The 22,880-nt window shown below is 67.6% G+C and carries 21 protein-coding genes; 18 read left to right on the top strand and 3 right to left on the bottom strand.

The window, feature by feature from the left end; all coding sequences use genetic code 11:
• Positions 1–51: 51 nt before the first annotated feature.
• From AC1D29_RS18060 to AC1D29_RS18020, 9 genes are all read left to right on the top strand, one after another.
• The gene (locus tag AC1D29_RS18060) at positions 52–2,463 is read left to right on the top strand and encodes a hypothetical protein (RefSeq protein ID WP_477899896.1); all 2,412 of its coding nucleotides are present in this window, start codon (positions 52–54) and stop codon (positions 2,461–2,463) included.
• Positions 2,460–3,050, top strand: a complete 591-nt coding sequence (locus AC1D29_RS18055; RefSeq protein WP_477899894.1) for a DUF2460 domain-containing protein — start codon at positions 2,460–2,462, stop codon at positions 3,048–3,050. Before AC1D29_RS18060 ends, AC1D29_RS18055 begins: the two co-directional genes overlap by 4 nt.
• A complete protein-coding gene (locus AC1D29_RS18050) occupies positions 3,047–3,928 on the top strand; it encodes a DUF2163 domain-containing protein (RefSeq protein ID WP_477899892.1) in 882 nt (293 codons plus the stop codon). Before AC1D29_RS18055 ends, AC1D29_RS18050 begins: the two co-directional genes overlap by 4 nt.
• A complete protein-coding gene (locus AC1D29_RS18045) occupies positions 3,925–4,356 on the top strand; it encodes a C40 family peptidase (RefSeq protein WP_477899890.1) in 432 nt (143 codons plus the stop codon). The genes AC1D29_RS18050 and AC1D29_RS18045 overlap by 4 nt, the downstream gene beginning before the upstream one ends.
• Complete coding sequence (locus AC1D29_RS18040; protein ID WP_477899888.1) at positions 4,357–8,556, top strand: phage tail protein; 4,200 nt, start codon at positions 4,357–4,359, stop codon at positions 8,554–8,556.
• Positions 8,556–8,945: a hypothetical protein gene (locus AC1D29_RS18035; protein WP_477899886.1), complete on the top strand. Its 390-nt coding sequence runs from the start codon at positions 8,556–8,558 to the stop codon at positions 8,943–8,945. Before AC1D29_RS18040 ends, AC1D29_RS18035 begins: the two co-directional genes overlap by 1 nt.
• A gap of 57 nt (positions 8,946–9,002) precedes the next feature.
• A complete protein-coding gene (locus tag AC1D29_RS18030) occupies positions 9,003–9,308 on the top strand; it encodes a hypothetical protein (RefSeq protein WP_477899884.1) in 306 nt (101 codons plus the stop codon).
• Between the two features lie 78 nt (positions 9,309–9,386).
• Entirely contained in the window at positions 9,387–9,860 is a 474-nt protein-coding gene (locus tag AC1D29_RS18025; protein ID WP_477899882.1) for a hypothetical protein, read from the top strand.
• Between the two features lies 1 nt (position 9,861).
• Positions 9,862–10,284: a lysozyme gene (locus AC1D29_RS18020; RefSeq protein WP_477899880.1), complete on the top strand. Its 423-nt coding sequence runs from the start codon at positions 9,862–9,864 to the stop codon at positions 10,282–10,284.
• A 390-nt stretch (positions 10,285–10,674) separates the two neighbouring features.
• Here the strand turns inward: AC1D29_RS18020 and AC1D29_RS18015 are convergent, their stop codons facing one another.
• Positions 10,675–12,306, bottom strand: a complete 1,632-nt coding sequence (locus AC1D29_RS18015; protein ID WP_477899878.1) for a recombinase family protein — start codon at positions 12,304–12,306, stop codon at positions 10,675–10,677.
• On the opposite strand from AC1D29_RS18015, the gene rimO reads away from it, so the two are divergent.
• Positions 12,305–13,705 carry a 30S ribosomal protein S12 methylthiotransferase RimO gene (gene rimO / locus AC1D29_RS18010; protein ID WP_477899876.1) on the top strand — a complete coding sequence of 467 codons (1,401 nt, stop codon included), beginning with the start codon at positions 12,305–12,307 and terminating at the stop codon, positions 13,703–13,705. The genes AC1D29_RS18015 and rimO overlap by 2 nt on opposite strands.
• Entirely contained in the window at positions 13,705–14,895 is a 1,191-nt protein-coding gene (locus tag AC1D29_RS18005) for a PLP-dependent transferase (protein ID WP_477899874.1), read from the top strand. The genes rimO and AC1D29_RS18005 overlap by 1 nt, the downstream gene beginning before the upstream one ends.
• A 95-nt stretch (positions 14,896–14,990) precedes the next feature.
• On the opposite strand, the gene smpB is transcribed toward AC1D29_RS18005, so the two are convergent.
• Positions 14,991–15,452: an SsrA-binding protein SmpB gene (smpB, locus tag AC1D29_RS18000; protein WP_477899872.1), complete on the bottom strand. Its 462-nt coding sequence runs from the start codon at positions 15,450–15,452 to the stop codon at positions 14,991–14,993.
• 47 nt (positions 15,453–15,499) lie between these two features.
• Between smpB and AC1D29_RS17995 the strand changes: the two genes are divergently transcribed.
• Both AC1D29_RS17995 and AC1D29_RS17990 read left to right on the top strand, forming a co-directional pair.
• On the top strand, positions 15,500–15,961 hold the full coding sequence (locus AC1D29_RS17995; protein WP_477899870.1) for a type II toxin-antitoxin system RatA family toxin: 462 nt from the start codon (positions 15,500–15,502) through the stop codon (positions 15,959–15,961).
• Entirely contained in the window at positions 15,951–16,265 is a 315-nt protein-coding gene (locus AC1D29_RS17990) for an RnfH family protein (RefSeq protein ID WP_477899868.1), read from the top strand. The genes AC1D29_RS17995 and AC1D29_RS17990 overlap by 11 nt, the downstream gene beginning before the upstream one ends.
• 10 nt (positions 16,266–16,275) lie before the next feature.
• Here the strand turns inward: AC1D29_RS17990 and AC1D29_RS17985 are convergent, their stop codons facing one another.
• Positions 16,276–16,794 carry a DUF4124 domain-containing protein gene (locus tag AC1D29_RS17985; RefSeq protein WP_477899866.1) on the bottom strand — a complete coding sequence of 173 codons (519 nt, stop codon included), beginning with the start codon at positions 16,792–16,794 and terminating at the stop codon, positions 16,276–16,278.
• A gap of 97 nt (positions 16,795–16,891) precedes the next feature.
• Here AC1D29_RS17985 and guaB point away from each other — a divergent pair, with 97 nt between their 5' ends.
• The 5 genes from guaB to AC1D29_RS17960 form a co-directional block, all read left to right on the top strand.
• Positions 16,892–18,364: an IMP dehydrogenase gene (guaB, locus tag AC1D29_RS17980; RefSeq protein WP_477899864.1), complete on the top strand. Its 1,473-nt coding sequence runs from the start codon at positions 16,892–16,894 to the stop codon at positions 18,362–18,364.
• Positions 18,365–18,425: 61 nt separating this feature from the next.
• Positions 18,426–19,664, top strand: a complete 1,239-nt coding sequence (locus AC1D29_RS17975; protein WP_477899862.1) for a TCR/Tet family MFS transporter — start codon at positions 18,426–18,428, stop codon at positions 19,662–19,664.
• Between the two features lie 11 nt (positions 19,665–19,675).
• A complete protein-coding gene (gene guaA, locus AC1D29_RS17970) occupies positions 19,676–21,262 on the top strand; it encodes a glutamine-hydrolyzing GMP synthase (protein WP_477899860.1) in 1,587 nt (528 codons plus the stop codon).
• Positions 21,263–21,482: 220 nt separating this feature from the next.
• Positions 21,483–22,685, top strand: coding sequence for a tyrosine-type recombinase/integrase (locus AC1D29_RS17965; RefSeq protein ID WP_477899858.1), 1,203 nt, complete (start codon positions 21,483–21,485; stop codon positions 22,683–22,685).
• A partial coding sequence (locus tag AC1D29_RS17960; protein WP_477899856.1) for a transposase occupies positions 22,682–22,880 on the top strand: 199 nt, incomplete at its 3' end. The genes AC1D29_RS17965 and AC1D29_RS17960, both read left to right, overlap by 4 nt.

The raw sequence follows: 22,880 nt of genomic DNA, 5'->3' as shown, positions 1-22,880 counted from the left end.
CCGAGGCGGCGCTCGCTGCGGCCGAGCGCATGTTTTTCGGAGAAGTGAAACATGTCCTCTGACGGCCGCGCCTTTGAGCAAGAGATCACCGCCGACCCGTCGAAGTTCGTCAAGGGCTTCGAGCAGGCCAAGGTCGCGGCCACCGGTGGCGCCTCGGCCATCGACGCGCAGTTCAAGAAGATCGGCGACAGCGTCGCGGCGGTCAACAAAGCCATGCTGGGCTTTGTGGCCGTGCTGGCCGGCGGTGGCGCGCTGAAGAAGTTCATCAGCGACGCCAACGAGTGGAACGGCAGCGCCGGCAAGATGGCGGCACAGCTGGGCATCACAACCCAGAAGGCCAGCGCCATGAACGTGGCGCTGAACCGCCTTGGCCTGGACAGCGACGTGGCGCTAGACGCCGCGCAGAAGCTCAGCAAGAGCGTTCAGACCAACGCCCAGGCCTTCGAGGTCCTCGGCGTCAAGGTGCGCGACGTGACGACGGGTGCCTATCGCCCCATCACCGAGGTCATGGGCGAGGTCAACCAGAAGCTCGCCGAGATCAAGAACCCCATCGAGCAGAACATCGCTGGCCAGCAGATCTACGGCAAGGGCTGGTCGGAGATGCGCGGCCTGCTCAAGCTCACGACCCAGGCCATGGCCGAGGCCGAGGTGCGCGGGCGCCAGCTGGGCCTGATCGTGGGGCCGGAAGGCGCAGCGATGAGTCGGCAGTACAGCATCCAGATGCGTGAGCTGGGCCTCGTGGGCAAGAGCCTGGAGATCCAGTTCGGCAACCAGCTGCTGCCCGTATTCACGCGCCTGGGTTCCTTCATGGCCCAGGAAGGTCCCGTGATGGGCCAGGTGTTCGGCCGCGTGTTGGAGGGCATCGGCTTCGCTGCAGCCTCCACCTGGCTGGCGCTCAAGGACATGGGCGACGGCATCGGCGCCATGGCCGCGCAGGCCGCGGCGCTGCTGTCGGGCGACCTGGCCGGCGCGCAGGCCATCGGCAAGATGCGCGACCAGGAATCGGCCAAGAACCAGGCAGCTTACGAGAAGCTCAAGGCCGACTTTGGCAAGCCGCTGACCATGGCGATGCCCACGGCGCCGGACCTGACCAAGGGCCCGCAATACAAGTTCAAGGAAAAAGAAGAGAAGACCACCGACCCCAAGGGCCGCGTTGCCGAGTGGGACGCGCGCCTGGCGCAGGACAAGGCCGCCTTGGAGCGCGAGGGCCTGCTGGAGAACCAGTTCCGCGAGATGAGCAAGAGCGCCGAGCTCGCCTACTGGCAGGACTTGCTCAAGCGCAAGGACCTCACCGACACCGAGAAGGCCGCGCTCAGCCGCAAGGCCGCCGAGGTGGAGATGGCCATGGTCAAGCAGACGTTTGACGTCAAGGTCAAGTCGCTGGAGGCCGAGGCCGAGCGCTTCAAGAACAACACCGGCGAGCGGATGCGCCTTGAGCAGCAGATCCAGGGCATGTATCAGTCGGGCACGGCGCAATACGAAGAGTCGCGCAAGCGCATGGTGGCCATCGAGCGCCAGGCGGCCGAGCAGCAAAAGCAGATCGCCCAGCAGGTGGCCGACGCCAAGCGCCTGTCATCGCTGGCCGCGATCTCGATGGAAGAGCAGGCCGCGCAACTCGACGTCGAGCTCGGCCTCACCACCCGCGCCGAGCTGCTGCAGCAGGAAACCACGTTTGAACAGCGCCGCTACGAGATCGCCGGCCAGGCGCTGCAGGACCGCCTGCAGATCTTTGCCGCCGACCCCGACCGCAACCCGGTGGAGGTCCAGCGCGTGCACAACGAAATCGAAGCCCTGGAGCAGCAGCACCAGCTGCGCCTGGGGCAGATCCGCAACCAGACGGTGTTGGAGCAGTCGGCCAACTACCGCAGCATGTTCGGCTCGCTGGAATCGAGCTGGGGCCAGCTCATCAGCAAGTTCCTGCAGGGCGGCCTGACCTTCGCCAACTTCATCAAGGGCGCCACCCGTTCAGTCGCGCAGGCCGGCATCGACATGGTCAGCCAGATGGCCGCCAAATGGCTCATCACCCAACTGGCCCAGCGCGTGCTCGGCAAGGCCACGAAGACGGGCGAGGTGCAGGGCCACGCGGCCGTGGCCGGCGCCGCGGCGGTGGCATCCACTGCGGCCATCCCCATCGTCGGCCCCATCCTCGCGCCCGCAGCAGGCGCTGCGGCCTTTGCCACGGCCATGTCGTTCCTGCCCGGCGTGCTGGCCTCGGCCGCGGGCGGCTACGACATCCCGGGCACCGTCAACCCGCTGGTGCAGGCCCACGCCAAGGAAATGATCCTGCCGGCCAAGTACGCGGACGTGATTCGCGACATGGCCAACGGGCCAGGCGGGGAGGGCGGTTGGGCGCCGCCGCAGCTGGTGGTGCACCCGCTGCCCGGCAACTTCTTCATGGTCCACCGCGACCACCTGGTGGCGGCGCTGACTTCGGCTAAGCGTGACGGGGCGCTGAAGCTGTGAGCCAACTCATCTTTCCCACCTTCCCGGGCCGGACGTTTCCGGCGCGCACGGTCGTTGCGCCGCCGGTCATCATCAAGACGACACCCAGCCTGCGCGAGTTCCGCGCCCGCGACTCGTCGGTGCCGCGCTACCGCTACAGCCTGGGCTTCGAGTGCCTGCGCGTGTCGCAAGCCCTTGCCGAGTACCAGACCCTGGTGGGCTTCTACAACCGCGTGGGCGGCACGTTCGATGACTGGCTGTTCCAGGATCTCGACGACAAGGCCGCCACGGCCGAGCTGTTCGGCCAGGGCGATGGCGCCACCACGGTGTTCCAGCTCGGGCGCACGGTGGGCAGCTTCTTCGAGCCCATCTTCGGGCCCGGCACCGGCCTGACCTTCACTGTGGCCGGCAGCGCCGCGGCGCCCGCCGTCAGCAACTTCGGCCAGGTCACGTTCGCATCGCCGCCCGCCGGTGGCGCTGAGCTGCGTTGGACCGGCCCCTTCTATTGGCGCTGCCGCTTCACCGCCGAGTCGCTCGAATTCACGCGCTCGTTCCAGACCTTCTACGAAGCGAAGAAGGTCGAGTTCATCACGGTGAAGCCGCTATGAGGACTGCCCTGTGGGAGACCAGCGCGGGCGCGCTGGTGGCCTTGCTCAACTCCGGCGTGCCGCTGGAGAAATGCGACCTCTACACCGTCACGCTGGCCAACGGCCAGGTGCTGCGGTGGACGAACCGCGACGGCGCCGTGACCGGCAACGGCCACACGTGGCTGGTGGGCCCCGGCATCGAGCGCAGCAAGTGCTCGTGGAAGATCGGCATTGAGGTCGACACGCTGAGCCTCACGCTGCGCACCGACGCCTCGCGCCCCAACGCCGTGAACGGCGTCCCGCTGCTGGCCTTCATCGCGGCGGGCGGCTTCAACGGCGCACGCATCCAGCTGGACCGTGCCTTCTGGACCCTCGGTGACACGGGCCCTCGCGGCGCGGTGCTGTGGTTCAGCGGTGCGGTGGGCGATATCCCGCTCATCAGCCGCATCGAGACGCAGTCCAACGTCAAGAGCGACCTGCAGCTGCTCAACATCCAGGTGCCGCGGGAGGTCTACCAGGCGCAGTGCGCGCGCACGGTCTATGACGGCGAGTGCACGCTGAACCCGGCCACGTTCCAGGTCGGCGGCGCCGCCACCGGCGCCAGCACGTTCGGCCGCACGCGGTTTCAGTCCAACCTGGCTCAGGCCGCGGGCTATTTCGACCTCGGCACGCTCACGTTCACCAGCGGTGGCAACAACGGCGAGAAGCGCACCGTCAAGAGTCACCCCGGCGGCCTGGTCACGCTGTTGTCGCCACTGCCGGCCGTCGTGGCCATCGGCGACACGTTCACCATCGTGCCGGGTTGCGATGGACTGCAAACCACTTGCATCAGCAAGTTCAACAACCTGAGCCACTTCAAGGGCCAGCCTTTCGTGCCGCAGCCGGAGACCGTGCTGTGAGTGCGGACGTCCGCACTGCCATCGTCGCCGAGGCGCGCACGTGGGTGGGCACGCCGTACCACCATCACGCGCGCCTTAAGGGTGTGGGCGTCGACTGCGCGCAGATCCTGCTGGCCGTTTATTGCGACGCGCTGCAGCTGGTTCCGCCGCTCGATGTCGGCGAGTACAGCGTGCAGTGGCAGCTGCACCGCAGCGAAGAGCTGTATCTGGCCTGGCTGACCCTCGCCGGCGCGCACCGGGTCGATGACCCGCAGCCTGGTGACATCGCCATCTATCAATTCGGCCGTACCTACAGCCACGGTGCCATCCACACGGGCGACGGCTTGGTGGTGCACGCCTACGCCGGCACGACGCAACTCGTCATCGAGTCCGGCCTCACCGAAGAGCCGCTGGCCAGCCGGCTGGTGCAGCACTGGAGCATTTTCTAAATGGGCGGCAAGTCGATCAACACCAGCGACACCAAGCTGGAGGCACTCAGCATCCAAAGTAGCTGCTATGGCGCCGTCATCCCGTGGCTGCGGGGCATGCAGCGCGTCGCGCCCAACCTGATCTGGTACGGCGATTTCAAGGCCGTGCCCCACACGCAGGAGACGGGCGGCAAGGGCGGTGGTGGCAGCTCGCAAACGAGCTTCACCTACACCGCCAGCGTGGCGATGGGCCTGTGCCACGGCACCATCACCAGCGTCAACACCGTGTGGAGGGGCAAGGGCACCAGCACGGCGGCCGCTCTGGGCTTCTCCACGCTCACCGGCGCCGTGGGCCAGGCGCAGTGGTCGGTACTGAACGGCCGCGGGCTGCAGACGCTGAACTACTCGGGCCTTGCCTTCGTGGGCGCGCGCAACTACGAGCTCGGCGACTCGGCCAGCGTCGAGAACCATACCTTCGAGGTGCAGCACAGCTCGGCGTATTCCGTCGTGGGCACCACGCCCGACGTCGACCCCGCCGCGGCGGTGTACGACCTGCTGACGCACCCTACCCAGGGTGCCAACTTCCCCACCGCGCTGGTGGGCGACTGGACGCAGTGGAGCAACTACTGCGTGGCCAATGGCCTGCTCGTCTCGCCGCTGCTGACCACGCAGGTTGCCGCCAGCGCGGCGCTGCAGACCATGGCCGACCTGACCAACGCCGGCATCGTGTGGAGCGGCGGCAAGCTGCAGGTCAAGCCCTACGGCGACGTGGCCGTGACCGGCAACGGCCGCACCTTCACGCCCGACATCACGCCCGTCTACGAGCTCGACGACAACTGCTACATCAAGCCCGACAACGACGTGCCGCTGAAGCGCCAGCTCAAGACGCCGGCCGACCGTTTCAACATCATCAAGCTCAAGTACCTCGACCGTAGCAACGGCTACAACCCGGCCATCGTGCAGGCGCAGGACCTGACCGACATCAGTGCTAACGGACCGCGCCCGAAAGACCAGATCGACGCCGACTGGATCTGCGACGGCACGGTGGCCCGCCTGGTGGCCCAGCTGCTGCTGCAGCGGGCGCTGCACATCCAGGGAGAGTTCACTTTCCGCCTGTCGTGGCACTACGCGCTGCTGGAGGTCATGGACCTCGTCACGCTGACCGACACCGTGCTGCAGCTGGCCGACGTGCCGGCGCGCGTCATCAAGATCAGCGAGGAGGGCGACGAAGAGCTGGCCATCACCTGCGAGGACTTCCCCAGCGGCGTGGCCAGTGCGCCGCTGTACCCCTCGCAGGGCATGACCGGCTTTGCGCTTAACGCCAACGTCAGCCCCGGCAGCGCGTTGGCGCCGGTCATCTTCGAGCTGCCCGGCGCGCTGACCACCACCGGCCTGGAGCTGGGCATTGCCTCGGGCAGCGCCGATCCCAACTGGGGCGGCTGCCAAGTGTGGGTGAGCTTTGACGGCACCACGTACCGCCAGGTGGCCGAGCTGCAGCAGTCCAGCCGCTTCGGTACGCTGAACAGCGACAGCGGCAGCTCGCTCAGCGTCAACATCAACGCTGGCCAGCAGCTGCTTTCCGGCAGCGCCACCGACGCCGCGCGGCTGGCCACGCTGTGCTATCTGGCGCCAGCCGGCGCCGTGGCCGGTGAGTACATCGCCCACCAAGGGGCCGCGCTGGTCAGTGCCGGGGTCTACACGCTCTCCGACCTGGTGCGGGCAGCCTACGGCACCACCCAGGCCGCGCACGCGACTGCGGCGCCGTTTGTGCGCGTTGACGATGCCATTGCTCGCAGCGGACCGCTCGACCCGGCGCTGATCGGGAAAACGGTCTACGTGAAGCTCTGCAGCTTCAACGTCTTCGGCGCGGCGGTGCAGAGCCTGGCTGATGTCTCGGCAACGACCTACACCATCACGGGTGCGCACTTCGTCAGCCCGAGTGCCACGCTGGGAATCAAGAAGAATGTGGCCGACTTTGCGGAGACGTTGAACTACAACGAGTGCTGGATTCACGGCCACGACGCCAGTGGTGCGGCCATCGACGCCCCAGGAAAGATCCTGGTGAATGGCCAGACGGTGAACGTGCCCAACGGGCTGCTGTATGGCAGCCAGGGTCCGGGCGCGTTTCACATCGTTCTCGACCGATCGGCCTCCACCTTCACGATTGCGGGCGGGTCGGTGGGCTATCCCTACGTCGCTGGTCGCAAGTACGGCGGGCAATGGCAGTACGACAACAACAGCGCCTGGACCGCATTCACGCCTACCGCCGCGCACGTCCTTATCGGCACGGTTGAAACCGGGGCGCCCGACTCCGGCTTCCCTGGCGCCCCGCCCGGGGTGGTTGCCGCCACGATGTGGGCCCACGCCGCCACACTGGATGCGCAGGTGGTCAACTCGACGCCGCCGTCGATCCGCGTCACGGGTGACAACCAGAACGCCGTAGACAACGGGTTCTCCGGTCGGGGCGTCGAGATCCTCAGCACCGGCTACCTTCACAACACCGGCGGCCGCGGTCACACGCTGGTGTTGTGGAGCCTGGCCACCGACACGCTGGCCGCTGCGCCCGCCACGTTCGACACCTACATCAGCACGGCCAGTCTCATTACCGCGCTGGCTGGCGTGGGGATCGGGCAACTGGTGGCGCTGTACACGGGCGATGCGTCGAGCCATGACGCGGCGCTTCGCACGGCGCTGGAAGCGTTCGGTGGCAGCGCGACTTATCCTGTGTGGAGCGTCGACCGGGTTTCCCATGTCTTCATCGGCCAGCGAGGCCTGTTGCCCGGCCAGGCCTATGCCGCCAGCTCGGCGGCCAGCGATGCCAGCGGCGTGGTGAGCCAGCAGGCCTACTACACGGTGGCCAGCATCGTGAAGAACGGCGCGGCCGGCACCGATGGCACGCCCGGCGCGGCCGGCGCCGACGGGCAGACGAGCTACCTGCACATCAAGTATTCCAACGACGGCGGCAGCACGTTCACGGCCAGCAGCGGCGAGRCRCCCGGGGCCTACATCGGCACCTATACCGACTTCACCGCRGCGGACAGTACCAGCGTKGGCGCGTACACGTGGGCGCTCATCAAAGGCGCTGACGGCACCAACGGCACGCCTGGAGCGGCCGGCGCCGATGGGCAGACCAGCTACCTCCACATCAAGTGGAGCAACGATGGCGGCAGTACCTTCACGGCCAGCAGCGGCGAGACACCCGGGGCCTACATCGGCACCTATACCGACTTCACCGCAGCGGATAGCGGCAGCGTTGGCAGCTACACCTGGGCGCTCATAAAGGGCGCCGACGGCACCAATGGCACGCCGGGCACGGCGGGTTCCGACGGTACGCCGAGCTACCTGCACATCAAGTGGAGCGATGACGGTGGCAGCACCTTTACAGCGAGCGGCGGCGAGACGCCGGGCCGCTACATCGGCACCTACACCGACTCGACGCTGGCCGATAGCACCAGCGTGAGCTCGTACACCTGGGCGCTGGTGAAAGGCACTGACGGCCTGGATGCCATCTCCATGACGCTCAGCTCGTCCAGCGTCACGCTGCAGGCCGACAGCACCGGCCTGGTCAGCGACTACAGCCCGGCCACGACGGCAGCCAAGGTTATGCGCGGCTCCAGCGACGACACCAGCAACTGGACGCTGAGCCGCACCAACGGCTCAGGCGTCACCAGCTCGCTCAGCGGCGCGACCCTCAGCGTGACGGCGATAACCGGCGACACGGGCTATGTGGACATCACGGCCACTCGCAGCGGCTTTGCCAGCCAGACGGCGCGCTTCACGCTGGCCAAGGCCAAGGGGGCCAACCCGGCCAGCGGCCCGGTCAGCACGGCCGGTTTCTATGAGGGCTACCACGTCACCATCTCCCCGAGCGATTGCAGCTGCTACGTCGAGTTCAGGCGCGACGGCTCGGTCTACACCGGCCACAACCCGAGCACCAACACCCATGCGGGCGACTGGTATCTGCCCAACGGGTCGACGGTGGGCGACGCCTACGAGATCCGCTTCGACCAGATCGCCAGCTCGGGGCTGTCGGGTGGCTTGTCGGGCGGCACTGTAGGCGCCTGGCAGGCCTTGACCAGCGCACAAGGGCTGACCCTGGCGTCGACCGAGAACACCAACGCCGTGCGCATCCGCAAGTTCACCTACGTCATCCGCGACGCGTCGACCAAGGTGACGGTGTGCACGGGCACGTTCAACCTGGATGCCGAGGTGGAGGTCTGATGGAACAGCGCCCGCGCTCCCTGAGCTTTCTTAAGTGGCAGGCGGCGGCCGACGTCGACTTGGTGGCCGGCGAGGCCCGCCTGCGCTACATCACCGACGTGCCCGGCCAACAGGCCGTGTACCTCACCAAGCTGCAGCAGGCCCAGGCCTACGTGGCCGACTCCAGCTCGGTGCCGTCGTACATCGCCGCCGAGGCTGCGGCGCGCGGCATCACGGCCGGCCAGGTCGCCGACCTGATCCTGGCCACCGCGGCGCTGTGGACCGACCAGAAGGGCCCGGCCATCGAGGCCGCCCGCATCAAGGCCAAGCTGGCCATCGAAGCGGCCGTCGATGCCGCGGCCGTCGCAGTCGCGCGGGACGCGGGTACTACCGACCTGCAAGCCTTGTGACGCCGCACAGTAGTGCAGACGTCTGAACCCAACTCCTGATCGAGCGCCGGAGCGCCCATGAATCTCAAAGCACAAGTGAAAGAAAACCCCATGACGTGGAAGGACTGGGTGACGGCGGTGGGCATGGCTCTGACGCTCGGCACCGTCCTGGTCCAGGGTGGTCGCTTGGTGGAGCGACAGGAGGCTGCCAACAAGCAGCTGACCGAGCTCACCGGGCAGATCCAACAGATCCGCTCTGAGCTCGCCCAGGGTCAGCGCGACCTGGTGGCGCAGCGGGGGGTCGATGCTCTGCACGACGAGCAAATCCGCAGCCTGCGCCGGGATCTCGACGCGCTGGCCACCTTGAGCCGAGGCAAGCCCTAGCCCGACTCTGCCTTTTCCCCGCCCGCTGGACGCCAACCCAGCGGGCCTTTTCTCGTCCACACCTAAAGGACCTCACCCATGTTTGAGCTGATTTCCCTCTTGGGCGGCGGCGTGCTGCGCCTGGTGCCGTTCGTCGTCGACTTCTTCAAGCAGAAGCGGGAGGCGGAACACGAGTTCCGCATGACGCAGCTGCAGCTGGAGATCGACAAGGCGCGCGCGTCGCAGCAGATCGACCTGGCGCATGCGCAGGCGGCCATCGCATCGAGCGCCGGCGAGCTCGCCGCGTGGGGCGAGGCCATCAAGGCCGAGGGCCAGCGCACCGGCACCTGGATCGACATGTTGTCGGCCAGCGTGCGGCCCGTGCTGACGTATTACTGGACGGTGGCCCTGTACGGTGGCGCCAAGGTGATCCAGGTCATCGTCGCCGCGCAGACCAGCACGCCGCTGGCCGGCTACCTGCCCATCCTCGTCACCGAGTTCGACCGCGCCGTCATTGGCTCAGTGCTGAGCTTCTGGTTCGTCGACCGCGCGCTCCGCGCCGCTGGGAAGTGATATGAGCGCGAAGGATCTGCTGCACGCGCTGATCCGGCGCTTTGAAGGCCTGCGCCTGCGGGCCTACCTCTGTCCCGCCGGCGTGCCCACCATCGGCTACGGCAGCACCGGCCCCGACGTGAAGCTGGGGCAGGCCTGCACGGTCGAGGAGGCGGAGAACCGCATGGCCGGCGACGCGGCCGTGTTCCTCGCGGGCGCGTGCGCTGCGGTGCCGACGGCGCAGACCGCCGGCCGCCAGGCTGCCCTGGCTGACTTTGCCTACAACCTTGGACTCACGCGACTGCGGGCGTCAACGCTGCGCAAGCGTGCACTCGCGGGAGACTGGGACGGCGTCCGCGTCGAGCTGGCCAAGTGGGTGCGTGGCGGCGGCCGCGTGCTGCCCGGCCTGGTGACGCGGCGCCGGGCCGAGGCTGACCTGCTGTAGGCGCCCTCGGGAGGCCGCCTGGCGCTCGCGACGCAGCCGCCGGCGGTCGTTGAACGACATCGGGGGCGTGGCTGGGTCCAGCACGATGACGACCCACCAGCGCTGCGGAAACCTCGCGCCGCCCGTCTGGTAGCCCTTGGCCGCCTGGCGCTGCCATCCCTCCAGCACGATGTTCACGCCCTTCCAGTAGCGCAGGCGAACGCTGTAGAGCGTCTCCAGCGCCATCGGCCGAATGTCGACGTGCACCGGAGCTCGGGCGAGATCTCGGTCAGTCCACAGCCGATCCGCCTGGATGAGCCCGCGGACTGGCAGGGCGGCGCGCACCTCAGCCGGGTCGCGTGGGCGCTCCCCGGCATCCAGCTCCACGACGTCGACCAACATACTGCATATTTATACAGTATTGGTTTCGACCTCATCCGCAGCGACCCACGCGCCATCCCTGCCAATGCGCAGGCTTCGAGCGATGCCGCCCTTGGCCACCAGAAGCACGTCGGTGACGTCGTCAGGGTCCTGGCCAGGCCGCAGTCCGCTCGCGTAGACAACGATGCGCTCGAAGGTGTCGGCTACCAGCTGCTTGGCCTGCAGCCGCGCGTCGACGTCGAGCTCGGCCACGCCGGCGGCCAGGTCGCGCCATTTCGCGTCGACGCCGTCGACGTCGTTCCTGGCCAGGCCGGTTATCTGGTGCTCGGCCGCCGAGATCTCGGCCGCCACCGTGGCCTGCTCGGCCTCCAGCTCGCGAGCACGCCGCACGAACGTCGCCGGCGCCGCGCCGTCGACGGCCGACAGCATCGCGTCGGTCACCCGCTGCAGCTGCAGCTCGATCTCGGCCGCGCGGCCGCGCAGCTTGGCCAGCGTGGCGCGCAGGGGCTGGGCACGGTCGCCGCCGTACAACGCTCTCAGGTTCATGATGTCCGAACAGAAGTCCATCAGCGCGGCCTCGATGGGCGCTACGCTGCGGCTTTTGGGATGGGCGCAGCGACCGCTGGGGTACTGCTGGCCAGCGCAGAGCAGACGCCTGTAGCCAGGGCTCAGCTTGTCGCCGCGCTTCTTGATCTTGCCGAAGAGGTTCTGGCCCGACATGGCGCAGCCGCAGTAGCCGCAGAAGGTGATGCCCAGCCCGGTGATGACATGGGGCACGTCGCCGGCGCCGGTGCGCGCGCCACGGCGGCCGCGCTGGCCACCGACGGCGCGCAGCTCGGACCACTCCTCGGGCGTCAGCACCGGCGGGTAATAACCCTCCAGCTCGAACTCCTCGCCGCCGGCCTTGATGGCCTTGACGCCGATGAGCGCCTTGTTCTTGAGGATGCGGTAGAAGTTTTCGGCTGCCGTCACGCCGGCGGCCGCCAGCGTTCCCGCCGCGGCCAGCTTGTCCATCATGCGGCGGCCGGAGTTGCCGGCCATGTAGAGCCGCACCATCTCCTGCACGGCCTTGGCCCGGTCGGGGTCGAGCTCCCAGCCGTCGGCCGTCTCGCGCAGCCAGTGGGGGTCCTTGCCCTGGCGCAGCTTGCCGCGCCAGGTGCCTGCCTGCCAGTCGCGGCAGCGCTTCACGATGGCGGCCGTGACGCGCTTGCTCTTGGTGTCGCTCTCCTCGTGCGCCCGGATCATCACCAGCAGGCTGTAGACCAGGTCCATGGGCTGGGCCTTCAGCTGGGCGCGGCTATAGACCTTGCCGTCGCTCGCGGTGACGACGGAAATGCCAGCGTTCACGATCTGCGCGAGTTGTGCCTGTGCCTGAATCGGCTCGGCGCGCGACAATCGGTCCAAACCCTCCACGACCAGCACCGACCCATCGGGCACCCGGCCACTCTCTACGGCGTTTAAAAACGCCCCGAGGGCGCCGCGCTTCACATGGGTCTGATGGAAGGCTGACAGGCCCTCGTCCCGCAGCGACAGCGACTCGTCGAGCTGCAAGCCATGCTCAGCCGCCCACCGCACCGCATACGCCGCCTGGCGTTCGCTGCTGTGGCCAGTCGCCTGTCGTGGGTCCGAGAACCGCAAGTAGCTATAGACCAGACCCGCCATGAATTTCCCCCTCGAAACCGCCCCGGAAAAGAAGCGAACGCCGAGTATAGGATTCGTATCGCTCGGGTGCCCCAAGGCCCTGACCGATAGCGAACTGATCCTCACGCAACTGCGCGCCGAGGGCTACGACACCTCCAAGACCTTTGCCGGGGCCGACCTGGTCATCGTCAACACCTGCGGCTTCATCGACGACGCGGTCCGGGAGAGCCTGGACACCATCGGCGAGGCCCTGGCCGAGAACGGCAAGGTCATCGTGACCGGCTGCCTGGGCGCCAAGGCCGGCGCCGCCAGCAGCGATGCCGGCAGCCTGGTGCGCGAGATCCACCCCAGCGTGCTGGCCGTCACCGGCCCGCATGCGACGCAAGAGGTCATGGACGCCGTGCACCTGCACGTGCCCAAGCCCCACGACCCCTTCGTCGACCTGGTGCCCAGCTACGGCGTCAAGCTGACGCCCAAGCACTACGCGTATCTCAAGATCAGCGAGGGCTGCAACCACCGCTGTTCGTTCTGCATCATCCCCAGCATGCGCGGCGACCTGGTGTCCCGCCCCATCGGCGACGTGCTGAACGAGGCCCGCGCGCTGTTCGAGAGCGGCGTGAAGGAGCTGCTGGTCATCAGCCAGGACACGTCGGCCTACGGCGTGGACGTCAAGTACCGCATGGGTTTCTGGGACGGCAAGCCGGTCAAGACGCGCATGCTGGACCTGGTCGCCCAGCTCGGCGAGATCGCCAAGCCGTTCGGCGCCTGGGTGCGCCTGCACTACGTCTACCCCTACCCGAGCGTGGACGCGGTGCTGCCCATGATGGCGGAAGGGTTGGTGCTGCCGTATCTCGACGTGCCCTTCCAGCACGCCCACCCGGATGTGCTCAAGCGCATGAAGCGCCCGGCCAACGGCGAAAAGAACATGGAGCGCATCCTGCGCTGGCGCGAGGCCTGCCCGGAGCTGGTCATCCGCTCGACCTTCATCGCCGGCTTCCCTGGCGAGACGGAGGAGGAGTTCCAGTACCTGCTGGACTTCATGCAGGAAGCCCGGATCGACCGCGCCGGCTGCTTCGCCTACTCGCCCGTCGAGGGTGCCAGCGCCAACGACATCCCCGGCGCCCTGCCGACCGAAGTGCGTGAGGAACGCCGCGCGCGCTTCATGGCTGTCGCCGAACAGGTGTCCGCCGCCAAGTTGCAGGCCCGTGTCGGCCAGACGCTGCAGGTGCTGGTCGATTCCGCACCGGCGCTCGGCCGCAAGGGTGGGGTGGGGCGCTCCTACGCCGACGCGCCCGAGATCGACGGCACCGTGAAGATCCTGCCGCCCGAAAAGGCCAGCAAGACCATGAAGGTCGGCGACTTCGTGCGCGCCCGCGTCGTCGCGGCCGATGGCCATGACCTGGTGGCGAGCTTGGTCTGATGAGCAAGCAGCGCTCAGCCAGCACCGAACTGATCCACCACCCCTACCGCGCCCCCGAAGGCTGGGACGCGGTGCCCGTGCCGGTGGCCAAGGCGTCGACCGTGCTGTTCAAGAACACGGCCGACCTGCACAAGCCGCGCGCGCGTGACGGCCTGTGCTACCGCTACGGCCTGCACGGCACGCCCACCAGCTACACGCTGGCCGCGCGCATCGCGACGCTGGAGCATGCCGAGCATTGCCTGCTGGTGCCCAGCGGCCTGGCCGCGGTGACGCTGCCGTCCCTGGCCGTGCTGCGCCCCGGCGACGAGGTGCTGGTGCCCGACAACGTCTACGGCCAGAACCGCTACCTGACCGAGTCCTGGCTGCCGCAGTGGGGCGTCACGCACCGCTTCTACGACCCGCTGACGGTGCCTGAATTGCGCGACAACACGAAACTCGTCTGGCTGGAGGCGGCGGGCTCCATCACGCTGGAGTTCCCCGACCTGCTGGGCCTGCTTGCCGCCTGCCGCGCGCGGGGCATCACCACGGCGCTGGACAACACCTGGGGTGCGGGCCTGGCCTTCAACGGCTTCGAGCCCGCCCCCAAGACCCACCCGGGCCTGGGCGCCGACATCGTCATGCAGGCACTGACCAAGTACGCCAGCGGCGGCGCCGACATCCTGATGGGCTCGGTCTGCACGCGCGACCGCCGCCTGCACGACAAGCTGAACCATGCGCACGAGCACCTGGGCTACGGCCTGGGCCAGAACGACGTGGAGCTGGTGCTGCGCGGCCTGCCGACGCTGCCGCTGCGCTACCAGGCGCAGGACCGTGTCACGCGCCAGCTGGCCAGCTGGATGGCCGGCCGGCCGGAGGTGGCGCGTGTCTTCCACCCGGCACTGCCGGGATCACCCGGCCACGAGCATTGGCTCGCCGTGGGCGGCGCGGGTGCGGCCTGCCTGTTCTCGGCGGTGTTCAAGCCGGAATACAGCGCGGCGCAGGTGGACGCCTTCGTCGATGCGCTGCAGCTCTTCGGCATCGGCTATTCCTGGGCCGGCCCGATGAGCCTGGCCGTGCCCTACGACATGCGCCGCAGCCGCGACCTGCCACTGCCGTTTGACGGCGGCACGCTGGTGCGCTTCGCGATCGGGCTGGAGGACGCCGCCGATCTCAAGGCCGACATCGAGCAGGCGCTGTCGGCGCTTGTTTGAGCCCAGCCGCTGCGCGTCTCAGGCCTTGCGGCCCGTTGTCGCATGCCGCATCAACTGGCCCTTTTGGCGAAAGGTCCAATGAGCCGCTACGCGTCTCAGGCCTTGCGGCCCGTTGTCGCGTGCCGCATCAACTGGCCCTTTTCACGTTCCCAGTCGCGCTTCTTCTCGGTGTCGCGCTTGTCATGCTCGGCCTTGCCCTTGGCCAGCGCGATGTCGGCCTTCACGCGGCCGCCCTTGTAGTGCAGGTTCAGCGGCACCAGCGTGAAGCCGCGCTGCTCGACCTTGCCCACCAGCCGCTTGATCTCGGCCTTGTGCATCAGCAGCTTCTTGGTGCGGTCGGCCTCGGGCGTGACATGGGTTGAGGCGCTTCGCAGCGCATTGATGCGGCAGCCGATCAGGAACAGCTCGCCGTTCTTGATCAACACATAGCCGTCGGTCAGCTGCACCTGCCCGGCGCGGATGGCCTTGATCTCCCAGCCAGACAGCACGACACCGGCCTCGAACTGTTCTTCGATGTGGTAGTCGTAGCGGGCACGGCGGTTCTCGGCGATGGACATGGGAGCGAAGTTGGGGGCGAAACCCCTCAATACAATTTGTGGATTCTATGAAGCAGGTCAAAAAGTCAGTTCTGCTCTGGTACACGCCCCGCGAGATGTACGAGCTGGTCACCGCGGTGGAGCGCTATCCCGAGTTCCTGCCGTGGTGCAACAAGGTCGACGTGCTGGCCCGCGACGCCGATGCCGTCACGGCGCGCCTGCACCTCGCCTACGCCGGCGTGCGCCATGCGTTCACGACGCGCAATCGCAACGACGACGCGGCGCACACCGTGCACATGACACTGGTCGACGGACCGTTCTCGCATCTCGACGGCCTGTGGCAGTTCCTGCCGCTGAACAAGCCTGGCACCGACGGCGAGCCCACGGCCTGCAAGATCGCCTTCGAGCTGAACTACGCATTCAGCAGCGGCGCGCTAGAGGCGGTGGTCAGCCCGGTGTTCGACCGCATCGCCAACACCTTCGTCGACAGCTTCGTGCAACGCGCGGAAAGCCTTTACGGTGCGCGTTGAACTGGTCTGGAGCCCGCAGGCCGGTGACGTGCAGCACCGCTGGCTGGACGTGGAGGGGGGCGCCACGCTGGCGTCCGCGCTGCGCGGTTGCGCCGACTTCCTGGCGGCGCAGCAGCAGCCGCTTGACGCCTTGCGCATCGGCATCTGGGGCCGCGTGCGGCCGCTGGACACCCGGCTGCGCGAGCGCGACCGCATCGAGGTCTACCGACCGCTGACCGTCGACCCGATGGAGGCGCGGCGACAGCGCTATGCCAAGCGCGGCCAGCGCATCGTGTCGCGGCACCGGCCCAGGCACGCGGGCTAGGGCCTGCGCCTTACTTGCACTCGCTGGTGATGAGGTCGCGGGCGCGCGCCACTTCGACGGCGATCTGTGCCTGGTCCATGTAGACGCGCTCGCCCTTGTCGTTGGTGCGCGTCAGCCGCGTGCCGCTTTGCAGGTCGCGCAGGTTGGCCTGGGCGCGCGAGCAGTTCTCGCGCCTCTGTTCCGCCAGGCGGCGCTCTTCTTCCTTCTGCTTGGCGGTGTCGCGGTCCTGCTCCGCCTTCTGGCGCGCCGCGGCTTCCAGCTCGGCCTTGCTGGGCGCGCTGGCTGCGGGCCTGGGCGCTGATGCAGCGCTCGCCGCCGCGCTGGCGGCCGAGCCTATGGGCGCCACGATGATGGTCGGCCGCGCGGCCGAGGCCGGGCGCTGCAGGATGTCCTTGTCCGGCACGCCGGGCGGCGGCGGCATGTCGCTGTACTGCACATTGCCCTTGGCGTCGCGCCACTTCCATTGCGCGTGGGCGGACGCAGCCAGAACCAGACCGGCCAGGGCGATGAGCAGGGGCTTGAAACGCATGCGGTCAGTTTAGGGCCTTCGCGGGACATTGCCCTAGGGTTGGCAGGCCCTCGTGAGGGCCTCCGTATAATGCCGCTTTGCGTCTGGAGCTTTCCTCATGCGCCTTCTCGGCAAAGCGCTCACCTTCGACGATGTTCTGTTGGTGCCAGCGTTCTCCCAGGTGTTGCCCCGCGACACCAGCCTTGCGACCCGCCTGTCGCGCAATATCCCCCTGAACCTGCCGCTGGTGTCCGCCGCGATGGACACCGTGACCGAGGCGCGCCTCGCGATCGCCATCGCGCAGGAAGGCGGCATCGGCATCGTGCACAAGAACCTGAGCGCCGAAGCGCAGGCGCGCGAAGTGGCCCGGGTCAAGCGCTACGAGAGCGGCGTCGTCCGCGAGCCGCTGACCATCGGCCCGAACGCCACGGTGCGCGAGGCGATGGAGTTGACCCAGCAGCATGGCTTCTCGGGCTTCCCGGTCGTCGAAGGCAAGCGCGTCATCGGCATCGTCACCGGGCGCGACCTGCGCTTCGAGACGCGCATGGACGCCAAGGTCAGCGAGATCATGACCCCGGCCGAGAAGCTCATCACCGTCAAGGACGGCGCGTCCACCGACGAGGCCAAGGCGCTGATGCACAAGCACAAGCTGGAGCGCGTGGTCGTCGTCAATGACGCCTTCGAGTTGCGCGGCCTGATGACCACCAAGGACATCACCAAGCAGACCAGCTTCCCCAACGCCGCGCGTGATGCCCAGGGCAAGCTGCGTGTCGGCGCGGCGGTTGGCTTTGGCGACGACACCGAGCAACGCGTGGAGTTGCTGGTGCGCGCCGGGGTCGATGCCATCATCGTCGACACCGCCCACGGCCACAGCGCCGGCGTGCTGGAGCGCGTGCGCTGGGTCAAGCGCGCCTATCCGAACGTGGACGTCATCGGCGGCAACATCGCCACCGGCGCTGCGGCGCTGGCGCTGGTGGAAGCCGGCGCCGACGGCGTCAAGGTCGGCATCGGCCCGGGCTCCATCTGCACCACCCGCATCGTCGCGGGCGTCGGCGTGCCTCAGATCACGGCCATCGACAACGTCGTCACGGCGCTCAAGGGCACCGGCGTGCCGGTCATCGCCGACGGCGGCGTGCGCTACTCCGGCGACCTGGCGAAGGCCATCGCCGCGGGCGCGGATTGCGTCATGATGGGCGGCGCCTTCGCCGGCACCGAGGAGGCACCGGGCGAGGTCGTCCTCTACCAGGGCCGCACCTTCAAGAGCTACCGCGGCATGGGCTCCATGGGTGCGATGGCCAAGGGCAGCGCGGACCGCTACTTCCAGGACACGTCGGCCAACAATCCGAACACGTCCAAGCTGGTGCCGGAAGGCATCGAGGGCCAGGTGCCTTACAAGGGCTCGGTCGTGCAGGTCATCTTCCAGATGGCCGGCGGGCTGAAGGCGTCGATGCACTACTGTGGCTGCGGGTCGATTGCCGACATGCAGGACAAGGCCGAGTTCGTCGAGATCACGACGGCGGGCATGCGCGAGAGCCATGTCCACGACGTGCAGATCACGAAGGAAGCACCGAACTACCGCAGCGCGGGCTGAGGTCCGGCCACTGCAGGACGGGGCGACCTCAGATCGCCCCGTTTCGCTTTTCAGGAACACGATGAGCCAATCCCCGCAACGTGCCCCGGCCATGGGTTTCATCATGGCGGCGGTGCTGATCGACATGATCTCCATCGGCCTGATCGTGCCGGTGCTGCCGCACATCGTGGGCGTGTTCACGCACAGCAACGACGAGCAGACGCTGGGCTTCCTGATGCTGACGCTGGCCTTCGGCGTCGCCAACTTCTTCGGCTCGCCCATCCTGGGCGCGCTGTCCGACCGCTACGGCCGCCGCCCCGTGTTGCTGATCGGCTTTGCCGGCCTGGCGCTGAGCTTTTTCGTCACGGCCACCGCGCCGGCGTTGTGGGTGCTGGTCGTCGTGCGGCTGTTCTCGGGCGCGATGCAAGCCAACATCGCCATTGCCAATGCCTACGTGGCCGACATCACGGCCGGCGAGGACCGCGCCAAGCGCTTCGGCCAGTTGGGCGCGATGTTCGGCCTGGGCTTCATGCTGGGCCCCGTCATCGGCGGCCTGCTGGGCGACATCAATGTGCGCCTGCCGTTCTACGCGGCCGGCACGCTGGCCGTCGTCAACTGGTGCTACGGCTTCTTCGTGCTGCCCGAGTCGCTGCCGCTGGAGAAGCGCCGCGCGCTCGACTGGCGCAAGATGAACCCGGTGGCATCCCTGCAAGGCCTGACCGGGCTGAAGGGTGTCGGCCCGCTGGTGGGCGTGCTGGCGCTGTCGTCGCTCGCGCAGTTCATGCTGCACACCAGCTGGGTGCTGTACACCAAGTTCAAGTTCGGCTGGGGCCCGGGGCAGGTGGGCTGGTCGCTGCTGGCGGTGGGCGTCGTGTCGGTGCTGAGCCAGGGCGTGCTGCTCAAGCCCATGCTGAAGCGCTTCGCGCCGCAGCGGCTCGCCGTCATCGGCATGACGTCAGCCTCGCTGGCCTACCTGGGCTTCGGCCTCGCGACCGAGGGCTGGATGATGTACGTCGTCATCGGCCTGAACCTGTTCGGCGGCGTGGCCGCCGCGGCCATGCAGAGCATCATCTCCAACGCCGCCGACGCCACCAGCCAGGGTCGCACGATGGGCGCCGTGTCGTCGCTGAACAGCCTGATGGCCGTCTGTGCGCCCGTCCTGGCGCTGGAGCTGCTGCGCTGGGTGTCGGACCGCCCCGCCGGCGACATCGTCATCGGCCTGCCCTTCTTCACCTGCGCCGCGCTGCAAGCCGCGGCGATGCTGATCACCTTCCGTTTCTTCCGCAGCCACCCGCCGGTGCAACCCGTGCAGCCGGCCTGAAAGCCTCCGCCATGCAACACGACAAGGTCCTCATCCTCGACTTCGGCTCCCAGGTCACCCAGCTCATCGCGCGCCGAGTGCGCGAGGCGGCTGTGTATTGCGAGATCCACCCGAACGACGTGTCGGACGACTTCATCAAGTCGTTCGCGCCCAAGGCCATCATCCTGAGCGGCAGCCACGCGTCCACCTATGAAGACCACGAGCTGCGCGCGCCGCAGGCCGTGTGGGATGCCGGCGTGCCCGTGCTGGGCATCTGCTACGGCATGCAGACCATGGCCGTGCAGCTGGGCGGCACCGTGGAGTGGAGCGACCACCGCGAGTTCGGCTATGCCGAGGTGCGAGCCCATGGCCACACCCGGCTGCTCGATGGCATCCAGGACTTCGAGACCCCCGAGAAGCACGGCATGCTGAAGGCCTGGATGAGCCACGGCGACAAGGTCACGGCGCTGCCGCCGGGCTTCAAGCTGATGGCCTCCACGCCCAGCTGCCCCATCGCCGGCATGGCCGACGAACAGCGCCGCCTCTACGCCTTCCAGTTCCACCCCGAGGTCACGCACACGCTGCAGGGCGCCGCGATCATCACGCGCTTCGTGCGTGACATCGCCGGCTGCCAGGGCGACTGGCAGATGGGCAGCTACATCGACGAGGCCGTCGCGAAGATCCGCGAGCAGGTCGGCGACGAGGAAGTCATCCTGGGACTGTCCGGCGGCGTCGACTCCAGCGTGGCCGCTGCGCTGATCCACCGCGCCATCGGCGACCAGCTGACCTGCGTGTTCGTCGACCACGGCCTGCTGCGCCTGAACGAAGGCCAGATGGTCATGGACATGTTCGCCGGCCGCCTGCACGCCAAGGTCGTGCACGTGGACGCGAGCGAGCAATTCCTCGGCAAGCTGGCCGGCGTGACCGACCCCGAGCGCAAGCGCAAGATCATCGGCGCCGAGTTCGTCGAGGTCTTCCAGTCCGAAGCCTCGAAGCTGAAGAACGCCAAGTGGCTGGCCCAGGGCACCATCTACCCGGACGTGGTCGAGAGCGGCGGCACCAAGACCAAGAAGGCCACGACGATCAAGAGCCACCACAACGTCGGCGGCCTGCCCGAGACGCTGGGCCTGAAGCTGCTGGAACCGCTGCGCGAGCTGTTCAAGGACGAGGTGAGGGCGCTGGGCGTGGCCCTGGGCCTGCCGGCCGACATGGTCTACCGCCACCCCTTCCCCGGCCCGGGCCTGGGCGTGCGCATCCTGGGTGAGGTGAAGAAGGACTTCGCCGACCTGCTGCGCCGCGCCGACGCGATCTTCATCGAAGAGCTGCGCAACACCATCGACCCGGCCACCGGCAAGAGCTGGTACGCGTTGACCTCGCAGGCTTTCGCCGTGTTCCTGCCGGTCAAGAGCGTGGGCGTCATGGGCGACGGCCGCACCTACGACTACGTCGTGGCCTTGCGCGCCGTGCAGACCAGCGACTTCATGACGGCCGACTGGGCCGAGCTGCCGTACGCGCTGCTCAAGCGCACGTCGGGCCGCATCATCAACGAGGTGCGCGGCATCAACCGCGTGACCTACGACGTGTCGAGCAAGCCGCCCGCGACGATCGAGTGGGAATGATTCAAAGTCGTGCCGGGTCGTCCAGGGCGATCCGGCGTTTTTGAATAAACCCAACGACGACAGGAACTTAGGCGTCCCAGGTCATCCCAGTTCTTCCCCCTAGAGCCCAACTGGAGCGACGGTACGGAAGGCGGCATCAAAACGCTGGTCCCCGACGACTCAAGTTGCTACCGTCAGCCGCGCTGACGGTAGCGGTTGACGGTATCTAAAGGGGGCCCAGATGCTCACGGACAAGGAATTGCGGGCGCTGAAGCCCACAGGGAAGATCTACAAGGTCGCAGACGCGCAGGGGCTGTACGCCGCAGTCACAAAGACCGGAGTCGTCAGCTTTCGCTTCGACTACCGCCTGCACGGGCGACGCGAGACGCTGGTGATCGGCAAGTACGACCCCACGGTCGCCGCCAAGAGGGCGCGGGAAGTCGACCAACTCGCCTATGGCCAACCCGTTTCGTTGGCTGAGGCGCGTCAACTGCTCGCCCGCGCCCACCGAACCGTGCAGGGAGGCAGCAGCCCGTCGCGTGCGAAGAGCGAGAAGCGGCGACAAGCCGCGGAGGCGCTGACCTTCGGCGCCTGGGCGACCAAATACTTCGACGAAGCTGACCTCGCCGAATCGACGCGGGACATGCGCAGATCGGTCTACGACCGCAACTTGGCAAGCGAATTCGGGCGGCTGAAGCTGGAGGAGATCACGCCCGGCATGCTGCTGGCACGCTGCGAGAAGATCAAGGAACGTGGGGCGCCCGCGCCGGCCGTCCATGCAAGGGAAATCGTGCTGCAGGTGTTCCGGTTCGTGCAGGGCCGCGGCTTGAAGATCGACAACCCTGCGGAAGCAATCAGGCCGAGTGCGATTGCAACCTTCAAGCCACGGGATCGCGCGCTGTCGCCGGCAGAAATCCAGGTGTTCTTCAAGGCGCTTGAGCAGGTCGCGACCCTGCCAACGCTGCGGCTGGCTATCAGGTTCATGCTGCTGACCTTGGTTCGCAAATCCGAGTTCATCGACGCCACGTGGGAGGAGGTGAGCTTCAGCTCTGCAACTTGGACGATTCCCAAAGAACGAATGAAGGCGGGACGCCCACATAACGTCTATCTGAGCCAGCAGGCCCTGGATATTCTTGTGGCATTCAAAACTTGTTTTGGCGCCAGCTCATACCTTCACCCCGGCAGATACGAGACGAAGGTGCCGATCAGCAATGCCACTCTGAATCGAGTCATCCATGCGACCATCGAGCTCCTGCACGGTCAGGGCGTGGCGTTCGAGCCGTTCACCGTTCACGACCTTCGGCGAACGGCGAGCACACTTCTGCATGAGGCGGGATTCAACAGCGATTGGATCGAGAAGTGCCTGGCTCACGAGCAGCGCGGAGTACGAGCTGAACCGCCCCGGGTTTCGAGGAGGCTCCAACTCAAGAGAATGGAGCTATGAGGAAGTCCACGAAGTTTTCGCCTGAGGTCCGTGAGCGCGCCGTGCGCATGGTGCTGGAGCACCGCGCTGAGCACCCGTCGCAGTGGGCCGCCATCGAGTCCATCGCCGGCAAGATCGGCTGCGTACCGCAGACGCTGCACACCTGGGTTCGCCAGCACGAGGTCGACGCCGGCCAGCTCGAAGGCGCCTCGACCG

Source organism: Roseateles sp. P1_C6 (assembly GCF_056406315.1).
Note: the sequence above shows the minus strand (reverse complement) of the source record. Positions and strands in the feature narration are given on the sequence as shown.